The following is a 12,698-nucleotide window of genomic DNA, read 5'->3' as shown; positions in this document are numbered from 1 at the left end:
GCGCCGGCTTGCTGCACCTTAGCGCGCAGCAAAAGCCGGTCATGTGCCGGAGGCATCATCCTCAACGAAAAAGGCCGGGCGATGCCCGGCCTCGTCGTCATGGCCTGCCCGGATCTCAGGGCTGCGCCGGCTTCTCCGCCGGGACCGTGGTGGCCGGCGCCGCAGGCGCGGCCGGTGCGGCTTCCACCGGGGTGTCGTCGGCGGGCTTCACGGCCGCCGGCTTGTTGGCGTCTTCCCCCGCGACGGTCGGCTTTGCCGCCGTGCCCGGGACGTTGGCCTCGGGCTTCTGGTCCTCAGCGGGCTTGGCCGCGGCCCCGGCCTTCGGGGCCTCGTCGCGGCGAACCTCGGCGGCGGGCTTCGATTCCGGGTTCGGTTTGGCGTCGGCGGGCTTGGCATCAGCCGGTTTGGCGGCCGCCGGCTGGGCCGTGGCGGGCTTCTCGCCCTCGGCCTTCTTCTCGACGGCGGGGAGCGGAGCCGGGGTGTCGGCGAGGCTGCGCAGGTAGGTGATCACGTCGGCGCGCTCGGTGGGCGAGGTGATGCCCGCGAACGCCATCTTGGTGCCGGGCACGTAGCCCTTCGGGTTCGTCAGGAAGTGGTCGAGCTCGTCATAGGTCCAGGTGCCGCCCTTCTCCTTGAGCGCGGCCGAATACTCGAAGCCGGGCTCGTGCGCGCGCTGGCGGTCGACGACGCCCCAGAGATGCGGGCCGACCTTGTTTGGGCCGCCCTTCTCGAAGCTGTGGCAGGAGGCGCATTTCTTGGCCGCCGCCTGGCCCTTGTCGACGGTGGCGCTCGCCAGGCGGATCGGCAGCGGCTCGGCCTTCGCCTCGGGCGCGGCGCCGCCGGCGGCCTTCGCCTGCGGCTCGGGCAGGGCGTAGCCGGCGGTCCCGGCCGGCTTCGGGTGATAGATCAGCTCGGCGACGAAGCCCGACCCCACGGCGAACAGCAGCGCGCCGAGCGCGGCGCCCGCAACCTTGTTCAGCTCGAAAGAGTCCATTCTCGACAACTCCGGTGCGGCCGGCCTGAGGGGGGAAGGGTTCAGGGCGAAGTCCGACGCCTGGGGGCACGCCGAACTTTGGAAACGGTCGAGGGTGCTTAGCGGTTGGAGCCCGACCTTGACAATGGCGGAGTGGACGTCCGCGTAGTCGCAGAGTGCCGGGTGTCGCCTCCGTCCCTCACTTTTTGCCCTCCCTCTTTCAGACGCTCGCGGGCCGATCGGGTTCCGGGGGGACGGCCCGGGCCGCCGCATGACAAGGCGCGGCGCCGCTGGTAAGCACCGGCCCTCGGTTGGAACGGAACCCAGAGCCATGTCCGATCCCCTCGTCCTGATCCCCGCGCGCATGGCGGCGACCCGCCTGCCGAACAAGCCGATGGCGGATCTCGCCGGCGAGCCGATGATCGTCCATGTCTGGCGCCGCGCCGTGGAATCCGGCATCGGGCCCGTGGTGGTGGCCACCGACACGCCCGCCATCGTCGAGGCCATCGAGGCGGTGGGCGGCCTCGCGGTGCTGACGCGGGTCGATCACCCGTCCGGCTCCGACCGCCTGGCGGAGGCCCTCGAGATCATCGACCCGCAGGGCAATCACGACGTCGTCGTCAACCTCCAGGGCGACCTGCCGACCATCGATCCGGGCATCATCGGGGCCGCCATCCTGCCGCTCGCCGACCGGTCCGTCGATATCGCCACCCTGTGCGCGGTGATCAGCCACGAGGCCGAGCGGCGCGACCCGAACGTGGTCAAGCTCGTCGGCCACACGGTCGGCACCCGGCGCCTGAGGGCGCTCTACTTCACCCGCGCCGAGGCGCCCTGGGGGGAGGGCCCGCTCTACCACCACATCGGCCTCTACGCGTATCGCCGCAAGGCGCTGGCGCGCTTCATGGCCCTGCCGCCGGGGGAACTGGAGATCCGCGAGAAGCTGGAACAGCTGCGCGCGCTGGAAGCCGGCATGCGCATCGACGCCATCGTGGTCGACGACCTGCCGCTCGGCGTCGACACCCCCGCCGACCTGGAGCGGGCCCGCGCCATCCTGGCCGCCCGCCGCCTGAACTGAATCCCCGGAAAGATCCGCCCGCCATGCACCAGCGTACCATTTCCTACCAAGGCGAGCCCGGCGCGAATTCCCATATCATCTGCGCCCAGGCCTACCCGGACTGGACGCCGCTGCCCTGCCCGACCTTCGAGGACGCCTTCGCGGCGGTGAAAGAGGGGCGCGCCGCGCGGGCGATGATCCCGATCGAGAACTCGATCGCCGGGCGGGTCGCCGACATCCACCACCTCATTCCGACCTCGGGCCTGCACATCGTGGCCGAGCACTTCCTGCCGATCCACTTCCAGCTCATGGTCCTTCCGGGCACGCCCATCGAGGCCCTGAAGAGCGTGCACACCCACGTCCACGCCCTCGGGCAATGCCGCAAGATCATCCGGAGACTCGGCCTCCGGGCCGTGGTCGCCGGCGATACGGCCGGCGCGGCGCGCGAAGTCGCCGAGGCGGGCGATCCCAGCCGGGCCGCCCTGGCGCCGGCCCTGGCGGCGGAAGTCTACGGCCTCGACATCCTGGCCCGCGAAGTCGAGGACGAGAGCCACAACACCACCCGCTTCGTGGTGTTCTCGCCCGAGCCGGAGGCGGTGGCACCGGAGTCCGGCCCCATCGTCACGAGCTTCGTCTTCCGGGTCCGCAACATTCCGGCCGCCCTCTACAAGGCGCTCGGGGGCTTTGCCACCAACGGCGTCAACATGTCGAAGCTCGAGAGCTACATGGTCGAGGGCCAGTTCTCGGCCACGCAATTCTACGCCGAGGTCGACGGCCATCCGGAAGATCCGGGCCTGGCGCGGGCGCTCGCCGAACTCGCCTACTTTTCGCGGGAGGTGCGGGTCATAGGCACCTATCCTGCGCATCCCTACCGCGAGGCGAGCCGCATCGCGGCCGAGTAGCGTCCGACGGCCAGACGGGGCGGGCGAGGGGCCGGTCCCACGCGTCCTGCCCGAATGCGAACGTCGCCACGACCCCGCTGTCCGACGATCCTCTCGTCCCGACGAGTCGCAGGATTGTGCACGATCGCGGCTGGTCGGCGTCGTGGCACCTAGTCATTACGTCTCAGCGCACATTTCATTCCCTGGTATATTGCATACAAAGAATTTTGGTGCATGGTGTCCCGGTCGGTGTCGAAAATCCGATCGCAAAGGAATTCGGGATGGAACGTCTGGACTCACCGTCCGCCAAATGGTGGCAACTCGCCTTCGGCGTGCTCTGCATGGCGATGATCGCCAACCTGCAATACGGATGGACGCTCTTCGTCGACCCCATCGACGCCAAGTTTCACTGGGGCCGGGCAGCCATCCAGTTCGCCTTTACGGTGTTCGTCGCCACGGAGACCTGGCTGGTCCCGGTGGAAGCCTGGTTCGTGGACCGCTACGGCCCGCGGATCGTGGTCTGCTTCGGCGGCGTGATGATCGCGCTCGCCTGGTTCATCAACTCGCGGGCGGATTCGCTGACGCTCCTCTACGCGGCAGCCGTCATCGGCGGAATCGGGGCCGGATCGGTCTACGGCACCTGCGTGGGCAACGCGCTCAAGTGGTTCCCGCATCGGCGCGGCCTCGCTGCCGGCGCCACGGCGGCCGGGTTCGGGGCGGGTGCCGCCGTCACCGTGGTCCCGATCGCCAAGATGATCGCCAGCAGCGGCTACCAGGACGCCTTCCTGTTCTTCGGCCTCGGCCAGGGCGCCATCGTGGTCCTGCTCTCGTTCTTCCTGCGCAAGCCGTCCCTGGCGGTCCCGGTCCAGCGCAAGACCCTGCGCCTGCCGCAGACCAAGATCGACCGCACACCGCGCGAGGTGGTGCGGACCCCGGTCTTCTGGCTGATGTACGCGATCTTCGTGATGGTGGCCTCCGGCGGCCTGATGGCGGCGGCGCAGATCGCCCCGATCGCCCACGACTTCAAGGTCGCGGACGTGCCCGTCAGCCTCTTCGGCCTCCAGATGGCGGCCCTGACCTTCGCGATCTCCCTCGACCGGATCTTCGACGGCTTCGGGCGCCCCTTCTTCGGCTACGTCTCGGACAATCTGGGCCGCGAGAACACCATGTTCATCGCCTTCTCGATCGCGGCGGCGGCCATCATCCTGCTGCTCACCTACGGGACGCATCCGCTGGTCTTCGTGTTCTCGACGGCGATCTATTTCGGCGTCTTCGGCGAGATCTACTCGCTGTTCCCGGCGACCTGCGGCGACACCTTCGGCTCGAAGTTCGCCACCACCAACGCGGGCCTGCTCTACACCGCGAAGGGCACCGCCTCGTTCCTGGTCCCCATCGCGAGCATCATCTCGGCGACCTACGGCTGGTCGGCGGTGTTCGCGATTATCATCGGCCTCAACGTCGTGGCGGCGATCCTGGCCCTGTTCGTCCTCAAGCCCCTGCGCACCCGCTTCCTCACCGAGGACGAGGGCGCCGCATCGGTGGCGGTGCGTCCGGTCCAACTCGCCTGACGGGCGCGGATGGCGGCGGGAGATGCCCGCCGCCATCCCTCGGGGCGCACGGCACGAAAAGTGCCGGCCGGAGAGGCGGCGAGCGCCAGAATTGGGTATGGTTCCGCGCACGTACCGCGTGCCCGGTTTGGTTCGAGGTGTCCCATGACGATCGCCACAACCCTGGCCCTGCAGAGCGTCCCCTTCGCGGGGCTGGTCTTCGCCCGCAGCAAGAATTGGGACCTCTTCGCGGTGGCCTATCTCAGTGCCCTCGGCCTCATCCTCACGCTGATCACGCTGGTGGGCGACGCCTCCCTCGCGCCGGCGGATTTCGCGGCGATCACCGAGGCGCTGACGACGAACTGACCTTAGCGCTGCCTGACCTGGGCGCTGCACCAAGTCGAGAGATGGCCCATTTCGAGCCATGCTCCCGACGCCCGGTGGAAGGGCCCGAGCCAACCGGTCAGCGACTTATCTTGCGAGCTTTCCGAGTGGAAGCCCGCGAGGTCTGAGCGCCACGCATGACCCCTGTGTGGAATTTGGTATACCAGACGGAATGGTGCGGTGCCATATGGGGTTCAACGCAACCCCTTCCGGGACACCTTTTCGATGATCGCTCTCTTCGTTGCCGCCGCCGCTGCCCTCAACGTCTCGCTGGTCTTCATCGCCGCCAACGCCCTGACGCCGAAGAGCGGTCCCGTCTCGAATTCCGGCCGCTTCACCGCCGGCAACGAGAACGCGCCCTCCGCGATCCGTCTCGCCGCCTGAACCGGCCGTACCAGGGGCTTTCGCGCCTCTCGACGAACGCCCGCCCGGCTCCGCCGCGGCGGGCTTTTTTGTCTCTCGATCGCCACGGGAGGCTATTCGCGCTTGATGATCCGGTCGACGACGAGGTCGGACCAGAAGCCGGCGCGAAAGCTGCGCTTCAGGGCCTCCGGGTCGTATTCCGTCTCGACCCAGGTCAGGAAATCCAGCCCCTTCGCCTCGCCCTCGCGCCGGTAGAGCGCGAAGAACGCGTCGAGGATACCCGTCTTGGCGAAGCGGAAGTGGCCGTAGCGCGCCGAGAGCTGGCGCATGGCCTCGGCCACCGGCAGGTTCTCGTGCAGGATCAGGTAGAGCGCGGCGGCGAGCCCGGCACGGTCCGCCCCCGACTTGCAATGCATCATCGCCGGGTATTCGACGCCCGCGAAGAAGTCCTTGGCCGCCAGGATGGTCTCCCGCGAGGGCGCCTCCCGCGAGCGCAGGACGAACTCGACCAGCGTCAGACCCTGCCGTTCGCAGGCTTCCCGCTGGAGCGGCCACGAGCCGTGCTCGCGCCCGCCGCGCAGCGAGATCACCGTGCGCACGCCCTGGCGCTTGAACCAGGCGAGCTGGTGCGGCGTCGGCTGGGCCGAGCGCCAGAGCTTGCCCTGCCCGATCCGGTGGCGGTTCAGGTAGGCGAGGCGAAAGACCCCGTGATCCACCAGCAGCATGTTGGCCCAGGCCTTGGCCCGCGAGACCGGCCCGGCGATCGGCCGCTCGAAGCGGGCGATCCGCGCCATGCGGCGCGCGTCGCGGATCTCGGTGGTGAGGAAGCGCTTGAACACGGGAGCGTCGAAACCGGGGGATGCTGGGAACGGTTGACGGCTCTACCAGCGGGCCGCCGCCGCCGCAAACCTGGCGGACCGTCGTGAAAAGCGCGCGGCACCGACCTTGCGTTGCCACACCGCCTTGTCTTCGCCCGGATCGTGAACTCCGATGCGGTGGTCGACACCGATGCGAGCCGTCATTCGTTTCTTCCAGTGCGGGGATCCGTCATGCGTACGAGCACCATCAGCATACGCCGCGCCCGTCCCGCCGACGCGGATCCCCTGGCCGACCTGTTCGATGAAACCTGGCGCGAGGCCTATCGCGGTGTCATCCCGGGCGTCGCCCTTGAGCGCATGATCTCGCAACGCAGCCCGCAATGGTGGCTCGGCGCCACCCAGCGCGTCCGGCCGCTGGTGGTGGTCGAGACCGCCGAGGCGGTGGTGGGCTACGCGGTCTACGGGCCGGCCCGCGGCCGCCTGCTCCAGGCCTCCGGCGAAATCGACGAGCTCTACATCCGGCCGGACCACCAGGGCCTCGGCCTCGGCCGGCGCCTGTTCCGGGCCGTGCGCAACGACCTCTCCGACCACGGCCTCGTCATCGCGGGCGTCTGGGCGCTGGAGGAGAACACCCGCGCCCGGACCTTCTATGCCGGCCTCGGCGGGATCGAGGCCGCCCGCTCCGTGGACCGTCTGGCGGGGGCGGTGCTGCCGAAGGTCGGCTTCCGCTTCGGCTGAACCTCGCGGAACCGCCGACGGTACACCATCTTGCGCGGAGCGGTTCGGACCAGCCCGAGCCCCCGTCGCAGGAGGCAAGCCGGATGGACGTCAGCCCGCAGGAATCGCGCGTCACGCCGCAGGATTGGGACCGGCGCGTCGCGCATTTGAGCGAAAAACTGCCCGAGCGGCTGCACCGCGCAGTCGAGTGGCTGCGCGAGCCGTCCCGGTTCTGGATCCGCCTCGTCGCCGCGATCCTGTTCATCCTCGGGGGGATCTTCTCGATCCTGCCCGTGCTCGGCCTCTGGATGCTGCCCCTCGGCCTCGCCCTGCTCAGCCAGGACGTGCCGGCCCTGAAGGTGCCCCTGGAGCACGCGGCGCGCTGGATCGAGCGGACCTGGGCGCGGATGGCCGCCGCGTGGCGCCGGCGTTTCGGCCGCCCGGAGCAACCCTGACGGGCCCCGACATTTTCGCGCAAACGTCGCCGCCCGGCGGTACGCCGCGATTTCCTTCACGGCCGAAGGGCCTTAAGAGACCCGGCAGCGGGGCTTCAACGCCCGTACCTCCGGGAGCTTATGCAATGATCATCGATGCGGTCTCGATCGGCAAGAACCCGCCGGACGACGTCAACGTCATCATCGAGGTGCCGATCGGTGGCGACCCGATCAAATACGAGATGGACAAGGAAGCCGGCGCCCTCGTGGTGGACCGCTTCCTCTATACGGCGATGCACTATCCGGGCAATTACGGCTTCATCCCGCACACCCTCTCGGGTGACGGCGATCCCTGCGACGTGCTGGTGGCCAACACCCGCGCCATTGCGCCCGGCGCCATCATCAGCGCCCGCCCGATCGGCGTCCTCGTGATGGAGGACAATTCGGGCGAGGACGAGAAGATCATCGCGGTGCCGTCGCGCCACCTCACCATGCGCTACGACCGCATCGAGGACTACACCGACCTGCCCGACATCACGATCCACCAGATCCAGCACTTCTTCGAGCACTACAAGGATCTGGAACCCGGCAAGTGGGTGAAGATCAAGCGCTGGGGCGACAAGGCGGAAGCCCACCGCCTCATCCTCGAGGGCATCGAGCGCGAGAAGGCCAGCAAGGCGAGCAAGGGCAAGTAGGCGTCACCAAGTCGGCGCCCCAAAGTCGGCGCCCCACGCGGACGCTGCTTCTTCGCGTCCGTCACGGCGATCCTCCCGAGTCGGCTGGGTCGCCGTTTCGCTGTTCTAGAGGGCCTCGCCCCGCAGCAGGCGCGGCAGCGATCCGCGCGAGGCCGCCGCCTCGCCGATGAACAGGCGCTTGAGCGCGGGCAGCCGGTCCACGAGGCCGAGGCCGAGGTCGCGCACGAGGCGCACCGGCAACAGGTCGTTCGAGAACAGCCGGTTGAGCCCGTCCGTCATCGCGCCCATCGCCAGGGTGTCGAAGCGGCGCGCCCGCTCGTAGCGCAGCAGCACGTCGCGGCTGCCGGGATCGAGGCCGAGGCGCAGGGCGTCCGTCACCGCCTCGGCGAGGGCGGCCGCCCCCGCCAGCCCGAGGTTCAGGCCCTGGCCGGCGATGGGGTGGATGACGTGCGCCGCGTCGCCGAGCAGCGCCAGGCGCTCACCGCGAAAGCTGCGGGCGAGCCCGAAGGCGAGGGGATGCGCGGAAGGCCCCCGCTCGAGGGAAAGCCGCCCGAGGTTGAGGCCGAAGCGCCGTTCGATCTCCGCCAGCGTCTCCTCCGGGCCGCCGCCCGTGAGGGCCGGAACATCGGCCGCTCGCTCGGTCCAGACGATGGAGGAGCGGTGCCCGAGGGCGCCGCCCGGCACCAGGGGCAGGATGGCGAAGGGGCCGCTCGGCAGGAAATGCTCGTAGGCGCGGCCCTCGTGATCGCGCTCGTGCCCGATCGTGGCCACCAGCCCCATCTGCGGGTAGGACCAGCCGACCCAGCCGATCTTGGCCGCCTCGCGCAGGCGCGAGCGCGCGCCGTCGGCCGCGACCAGCAGGGCCGCCTCGATGATCCGCCCGTCGCTCAGACCAATCCGGGTGCTGCGCCCGTCCGGGGTCGCCTCGACGATCCCGTGGGGTTCGAACACCACGCCGGCGGCGTGCGCCGCCGCCAGCAGGGCCGCGACCAGCGGTTCGGCCTCCACCATGTGGGCGAACGGCGCGCCGTCTTCGGCCTCCGCCGCCGGGAAATCCTGTGAGGGGGAGACGTGCGCGGGGGAATCATGCTCGAAAGTGAGGAAGACCGGCCGGACCGGGTCGGCGAGGCGGCTGTCGCTCACCACCATGTCGCGAATGGGCTGCGCGGCATGGCGCACCGCGTCCCAGACCGCGAGGCGCTCGAACATCCGCCGGCCCCCGGCCGCCACCGCGTAGGCGCGTCCGGCATGCCGGGCCGCCCCGGCGCCGAGGCCTGGATCGCACAGGGTCACGCGGAGCGCGGGGCCATTCGTCTGGGCGAGGGCGAGGGCGAGGGTCAGGCCCGGAATGCCGGCTCCCGCCACGACCACGCTGCGTTGGCGCGTCTGCCTCACTGCTTCGCTCATCGCCCCAGCACCCATTCCGTCTCGCCCCTGCCGCCGGAGTGCCACTCCCGGAGCCGTGGAGCAACGCGTCGGAGCGTCGTCCCGGTCCCGCCGTCACGACCGAGCGCCGGCTTTCCTAGAACGCGCGCGACAGCCTTGCCTTCGAGATGGTTCACATGTGAAGGACTTTTCCCGCGCCGGGTCCGTCGGCCAAAGCTGTCCCGGCATCAAGCGCTCGATCAGGAAGGCCGCATGGCAGGCATCGTCAGCGAACTCCTCGACATCCTCGACCTAGAGCCGCTGGAGGCGGACCGCTTCCGGGGGTTGAGCCTGCAGACCGGCTGGTTCCGGGTCTTCGGGGGGCAGGTGGTGGCGCAGGCGCTGGTGGCGGCCTCCCGCACCGTGCCGGAAAGCCGGCCGCCGCACTCGCTGCACGCCTACTTCCTGCTCGGCGGCGACCCCAAGGCGCCCATCGACTACGTTGTCGAGCGCATTCGCGACGGCCGCAGCTTCAGTACCCGGCGGGTGGTGGCCCACCAGCACGAACGGCCGATCTTCACGATGTCGGTCTCGTACCACGACGCGGAAGAGGGCGCTTCGCATCAGGCCGCGATGCCGGACGTACCGCCCCCCGAGGACGTGCCCGAGGCGCCCGCCGCCACGGCAGAGGCCGCGCGGCACGGGCTCGCCATCCCGGCACCGATCCTGTCCTATTTCGGCAGGCGCAGGCCCATCGAACTGCGCCCCGTCGAGATCGAGCGCTACCTGCGCCGCGCCCCCCGCGAACCGCGCTTCCATGTCTGGATGCGCGCCGTCGACCGCCTGCCCGACGATCCCGCGATCCACCGCGCCGTCCTCGCCTACGCCTCGGACATGACCCTCCTCGACGCCACCCTGATCCCGCATGGGCAGACCGTGTTCGACGCCGAGATCCAGTCGGCGAGCCTCGATCACGCCCTCTGGTTCCACCGGCCGTTCCGGGCGGACGAGTGGCTGCTCTACGCCCAGGACAGCCCCAGCGCCGAGGGCGCGCGCGGTTTCGCGCGCGGGCAGATCTTCACACGCGACGGAGCCCTGGTGGCCTCCGTGGCCCAGGAAGGCATGATCCGCCCCCGGCGCGCAGAGGCCTGACCCACGACGGGTCGCCCCGAAAAATCCGTCGCGGCTAAGCTCTTTTTTGCATTTTTATTGCGCATATTGTTCAATTCGCGGGCAAACTTGGCGGGAAATTCGCCGCGTCTCGCGCCAGCCTACGGCCACTTCTTAAGCAGATCGGCGATCCGCGAAAAAGTTCCTCCTGGCATAGTCCTTGAATATGGGGGTCGAGCGCCCGGGCCTTGAACGGCTCGGGCGCACCGGCCTTTCCGGTCGTGTCGCGATGCGGCGCGCGCCGGACGGTGGTCTTCACGCGGGCTCGTTCACGCGCAGCCGACTTCAGTTCCAGTCAAGTTCACTCGCAGCAAGGGGGCGTCGCCCATGAAAATCGTGATGGCCATCATCAAGCCGTTCAAGCTGGAGGAGGTCCGCGACGCGCTCACCGGCATCGGCGTTCACGGCCTCACCGTCACAGAGGTCAAGGGCTATGGCCGCCAGAAGGGCCACACCGAGATCTATCGCGGCGCCGAATACGCCGTGAGCTTCCTGCCCAAGCTGAAGATCGAGGTCGCGGTCGCCTCCGACCTGACCGGCAGCGTCATCGACGCGATCGCGGCCGCCGCCCGCACGGGCCAGATCGGCGACGGCAAGATCTTCGTCGTTCCCCTGGAGAAGGCCGTTCGCATCCGCACCGGCGAGACCGACGCCGACGCCCTCTGAGGCGACGTCCGCCCGGACGGTCCTTCGTCCGGCATCCTTTTCATCACCCTTCCACATCAGCATCGCACCGCGATCGGGAGTCTCGTTTCCATGAAGCTTCGCAATGCCCTGGCGCTCGGGCTGGGAGGCGCCGCGCTGGCCCTCCTGTTCATCGAGCCATCCCTCGCGCAGACGCCGACGGCGGAGGCCGCCCCGGCCGCTGCGAGCGCCGCGCCCGTCCCGAACAAGGGCGACACCGCCTGGATGCTCGTCTCCAGCGCCCTGGTGCTGCTGATGGTCGTGCCCGGCCTCGCCCTGTTCTACGGCGGCCTCGTGCGCACCAAGAACATGCTCTCGGTGCTGACGCAGGTCTTCGCCATCGGCTGCATCTCCTGCCTCCTGTTCGTGATCTTCGGCTACAGCCTCGCCTTCACCAACGGCGGCGGCCTCAACGACTTCGTGGGCGGCTTCTCGAAGGCCTTCCTGAGGGGCGTCGACCCGAACTCCACCGTCGCCACCTTCTCGAACGGCGTGGTGATCCCCGAATACGTCTACATCTGCTTCCAGATGACGTTCGCGATGATCACCCCGGCCCTCATCGTCGGCGCCTTCGCCGAGCGGATGAAGTTCTCGGCGCTGGTCGTGTTCATGATCCTCTGGACCACGCTGATCTACTTCCCGATGGCCCACATGGTCTGGTACTGGGGTGGCCCGGATGCCGTCGGCAACGCCGCCAAGGCGCTTGCCGCCGCCACCGACGATGCCTCGAAGGCGACCGCGCAGGCGGCCCTCGACGCGGTCAACGCCGATGCCGGCATGCTCTTCAAGTGGGGCGCCCTCGATTTCGCCGGTGGCACCGTGGTGCACATCAACGCGGGCATCGCGGGCTTCGTCGGCTGCCTGATGCTCGGCAAGCGCATCGGCTACGGCCGTGACCTGCTCGCCCCGCACTCCCTGACCATGACCGCCATCGGCGCCTCGCTGCTCTGGGTCGGCTGGTTCGGCTTCAACGCCGGCTCGAACCTCGAGTCCAACGGCACCGCCGCCATGGCGATGCTCAACACCTTCGTGGCCACCGCCGCCGCCGCCCTCTCCTGGCTGTTCGTGGAGTGGTTGCTGAAGGGCAAGCCGTCGCTGCTCGGCATGCTGTCGGGCGCCATCGCGGGCCTCGTCGCCGTCACCCCGGCGGCTGGTTTCGCCGGTCCGATGGGCTCCATCGTCCTCGGCCTCGTCGCCGGCGCGGTCTGCTTCGTCATGTGCTCCACGGTGAAGAACGCCCTGGGCTACGACGACTCCCTCGACGTGTTCGGCGTGCACTGCATCGGCGGCATCATCGGCGCCATCGCGACGGGTATCCTCGTGAACCCGGATTTCGGCGGCGTCGGCCTGCCGGACTATTCGTCCAAGCCCGGTGAACTCGCGGTCGGCACCTACGAGACGGCGGCCGCGCTGATGAGCCAGGTCAAGGCCGTCGGCTTCACCATCCTGTGGTCCGGCGTCGGTTCCGCCATCCTGTACAAGCTCGTCGATCTCACCATCGGCCTGCGCGTCACCCAGGACGAGGAGCGCGAAGGCCTCGACATCGCCGACCACGGCGAGCGCGCCTACAACTACTAGGACCCGCGACGCTTCCAGCGTCTCCTGAGAAAGGC

General features: G+C 69.3%; 14 protein-coding genes. 11 read left to right on the top strand and 3 right to left on the bottom strand.

What is annotated here, in order from left to right; all coding sequences use genetic code 11:
- Nucleotides 1–115 precede the first annotated feature (115 nt).
- Entirely contained in the window at nt 116–994 is an 879-nt protein-coding gene (locus JWQ05_RS00915; protein WP_299653029.1) for a cytochrome c family protein, read from the bottom strand.
- Between the two features lie 310 nt (nt 995–1,304).
- Between JWQ05_RS00915 and JWQ05_RS00910 the strand changes: the two genes are divergently transcribed.
- The 5 genes from JWQ05_RS00910 (at nt 1,305) to JWQ05_RS00890 (ending at nt 5,223) form a co-directional block, all read left to right on the top strand.
- Nucleotides 1,305–2,048, top strand: a complete 744-nt coding sequence (locus JWQ05_RS00910; protein WP_299653026.1) for a 3-deoxy-manno-octulosonate cytidylyltransferase — start codon at nt 1,305–1,307, stop codon at nt 2,046–2,048.
- 23 nt (nt 2,049–2,071) lie between these two features.
- Complete coding sequence (locus JWQ05_RS00905; protein ID WP_299653023.1) at nt 2,072–2,929, top strand: prephenate dehydratase; 858 nt, start codon at nt 2,072–2,074, stop codon at nt 2,927–2,929.
- Nucleotides 2,930–3,189: 260 nt separating this feature from the next.
- A complete protein-coding gene (gene oxlT / locus JWQ05_RS00900; RefSeq protein ID WP_299653020.1) occupies nt 3,190–4,476 on the top strand; it encodes an oxalate/formate MFS antiporter in 1,287 nt (428 codons plus the stop codon).
- 144 nt (nt 4,477–4,620) lie between these two features.
- On the top strand, nt 4,621–4,821 hold the full coding sequence (locus tag JWQ05_RS00895; RefSeq protein WP_299653017.1) for a hypothetical protein: 201 nt from the start codon (nt 4,621–4,623) through the stop codon (nt 4,819–4,821).
- Between the two features lie 243 nt (nt 4,822–5,064).
- On the top strand, nt 5,065–5,223 hold the full coding sequence (locus tag JWQ05_RS00890; RefSeq protein ID WP_299653014.1) for a hypothetical protein: 159 nt from the start codon (nt 5,065–5,067) through the stop codon (nt 5,221–5,223).
- A gap of 92 nt (nt 5,224–5,315) precedes the next feature.
- Here JWQ05_RS00890 and JWQ05_RS00885 read toward each other — a convergent pair whose 3' ends face one another.
- The gene (locus JWQ05_RS00885; protein ID WP_299653011.1) at nt 5,316–6,041 is read right to left on the bottom strand and encodes a tyrosine-protein phosphatase; all 726 of its coding nucleotides are present in this window, start codon (nt 6,039–6,041) and stop codon (nt 5,316–5,318) included.
- A 210-nt stretch (nt 6,042–6,251) separates the two neighbouring features.
- Between JWQ05_RS00885 and JWQ05_RS00880 the strand changes: the two genes are divergently transcribed.
- The 3 genes from JWQ05_RS00880 (at nt 6,252) to ppa (ending at nt 7,866) form a co-directional block, all read left to right on the top strand.
- Nucleotides 6,252–6,758: a GNAT family N-acetyltransferase gene (locus JWQ05_RS00880; RefSeq protein WP_299653008.1), complete on the top strand. Its 507-nt coding sequence runs from the start codon at nt 6,252–6,254 to the stop codon at nt 6,756–6,758.
- Nucleotides 6,759–6,841: 83 nt separating this feature from the next.
- Nucleotides 6,842–7,192 (top strand): hypothetical protein, encoded by a 351-nt coding sequence (locus JWQ05_RS00875; protein WP_299653005.1) that lies wholly within the window; start codon nt 6,842–6,844, stop codon nt 7,190–7,192.
- Nucleotides 7,193–7,317: 125 nt separating this feature from the next.
- The gene (gene ppa, locus JWQ05_RS00870; protein ID WP_299653002.1) at nt 7,318–7,866 is read left to right on the top strand and encodes an inorganic diphosphatase; all 549 of its coding nucleotides are present in this window, start codon (nt 7,318–7,320) and stop codon (nt 7,864–7,866) included.
- A 105-nt stretch (nt 7,867–7,971) separates the two neighbouring features.
- Here ppa and JWQ05_RS00865 read toward each other — a convergent pair whose 3' ends face one another.
- Nucleotides 7,972–9,273, bottom strand: coding sequence for an FAD-dependent monooxygenase (locus JWQ05_RS00865; protein WP_299652999.1), 1,302 nt, complete (start codon nt 9,271–9,273; stop codon nt 7,972–7,974).
- A 231-nt stretch (nt 9,274–9,504) separates the two neighbouring features.
- Between JWQ05_RS00865 and tesB the strand changes: the two genes are divergently transcribed.
- From tesB to JWQ05_RS00850, 3 genes are all read left to right on the top strand, one after another.
- A complete protein-coding gene (gene tesB, locus JWQ05_RS00860; protein ID WP_299652996.1) occupies nt 9,505–10,383 on the top strand; it encodes an acyl-CoA thioesterase II in 879 nt (292 codons plus the stop codon).
- Nucleotides 10,384–10,728: 345 nt separating this feature from the next.
- Nucleotides 10,729–11,067 carry a P-II family nitrogen regulator gene (locus JWQ05_RS00855; RefSeq protein ID WP_299652993.1) on the top strand — a complete coding sequence of 113 codons (339 nt, stop codon included), beginning with the start codon at nt 10,729–10,731 and terminating at the stop codon, nt 11,065–11,067.
- A gap of 90 nt (nt 11,068–11,157) precedes the next feature.
- Nucleotides 11,158–12,663 (top strand): ammonium transporter, encoded by a 1,506-nt coding sequence (locus JWQ05_RS00850; RefSeq protein WP_299652990.1) that lies wholly within the window; start codon nt 11,158–11,160, stop codon nt 12,661–12,663.
- Nucleotides 12,664–12,698 lie beyond the last annotated feature (35 nt).

It is taken from the genome of Methylobacterium sp., from assembly GCF_028290105.1.
GTDB lineage: Bacteria > Pseudomonadota > Alphaproteobacteria > Rhizobiales > Beijerinckiaceae > Methylobacterium.
This window is presented reverse-complemented; position numbering and strand designations above follow the sequence as displayed.

Excerpts from the sequence above, each read along its gene's own strand:
- JWQ05_RS00890 (WP_299653014.1), top strand. The coding sequence starts at position 5,065 with ATGATCGCTCTCTTCGTTGCCGCCGCCGCTGCCCTCAACGTCTCGCTG.
- JWQ05_RS00880 (WP_299653008.1), top strand. The coding sequence starts at position 6,252 with ATGCGTACGAGCACCATCAGCATACGCCGCGCCCGTCCCGCCGACGCG.
- JWQ05_RS00855 (WP_299652993.1), top strand. The coding sequence starts at position 10,729 with ATGAAAATCGTGATGGCCATCATCAAGCCGTTCAAGCTGGAGGAGGTC.
- JWQ05_RS00865 (WP_299652999.1), bottom strand. The coding sequence starts at position 9,273 with ATGAGCGAAGCAGTGAGGCAGACGCGCCAACGCAGCGTGGTCGTGGCG.
- ppa (WP_299653002.1), top strand. The coding sequence starts at position 7,318 with ATGATCATCGATGCGGTCTCGATCGGCAAGAACCCGCCGGACGACGTC.
- oxlT (WP_299653020.1), top strand. The coding sequence starts at position 3,190 with ATGGAACGTCTGGACTCACCGTCCGCCAAATGGTGGCAACTCGCCTTC.
- tesB (WP_299652996.1), top strand. The coding sequence starts at position 9,505 with ATGGCAGGCATCGTCAGCGAACTCCTCGACATCCTCGACCTAGAGCCG.
- JWQ05_RS00850 (WP_299652990.1), top strand. The coding sequence starts at position 11,158 with ATGAAGCTTCGCAATGCCCTGGCGCTCGGGCTGGGAGGCGCCGCGCTG.
- JWQ05_RS00875 (WP_299653005.1), top strand. The coding sequence starts at position 6,842 with ATGGACGTCAGCCCGCAGGAATCGCGCGTCACGCCGCAGGATTGGGAC.
- JWQ05_RS00915 (WP_299653029.1), bottom strand. The coding sequence starts at position 994 with ATGGACTCTTTCGAGCTGAACAAGGTTGCGGGCGCCGCGCTCGGCGCG.
- JWQ05_RS00905 (WP_299653023.1), top strand. The coding sequence starts at position 2,072 with ATGCACCAGCGTACCATTTCCTACCAAGGCGAGCCCGGCGCGAATTCC.
- JWQ05_RS00910 (WP_299653026.1), top strand. The coding sequence starts at position 1,305 with ATGTCCGATCCCCTCGTCCTGATCCCCGCGCGCATGGCGGCGACCCGC.
- JWQ05_RS00895 (WP_299653017.1), top strand. The coding sequence starts at position 4,621 with ATGACGATCGCCACAACCCTGGCCCTGCAGAGCGTCCCCTTCGCGGGG.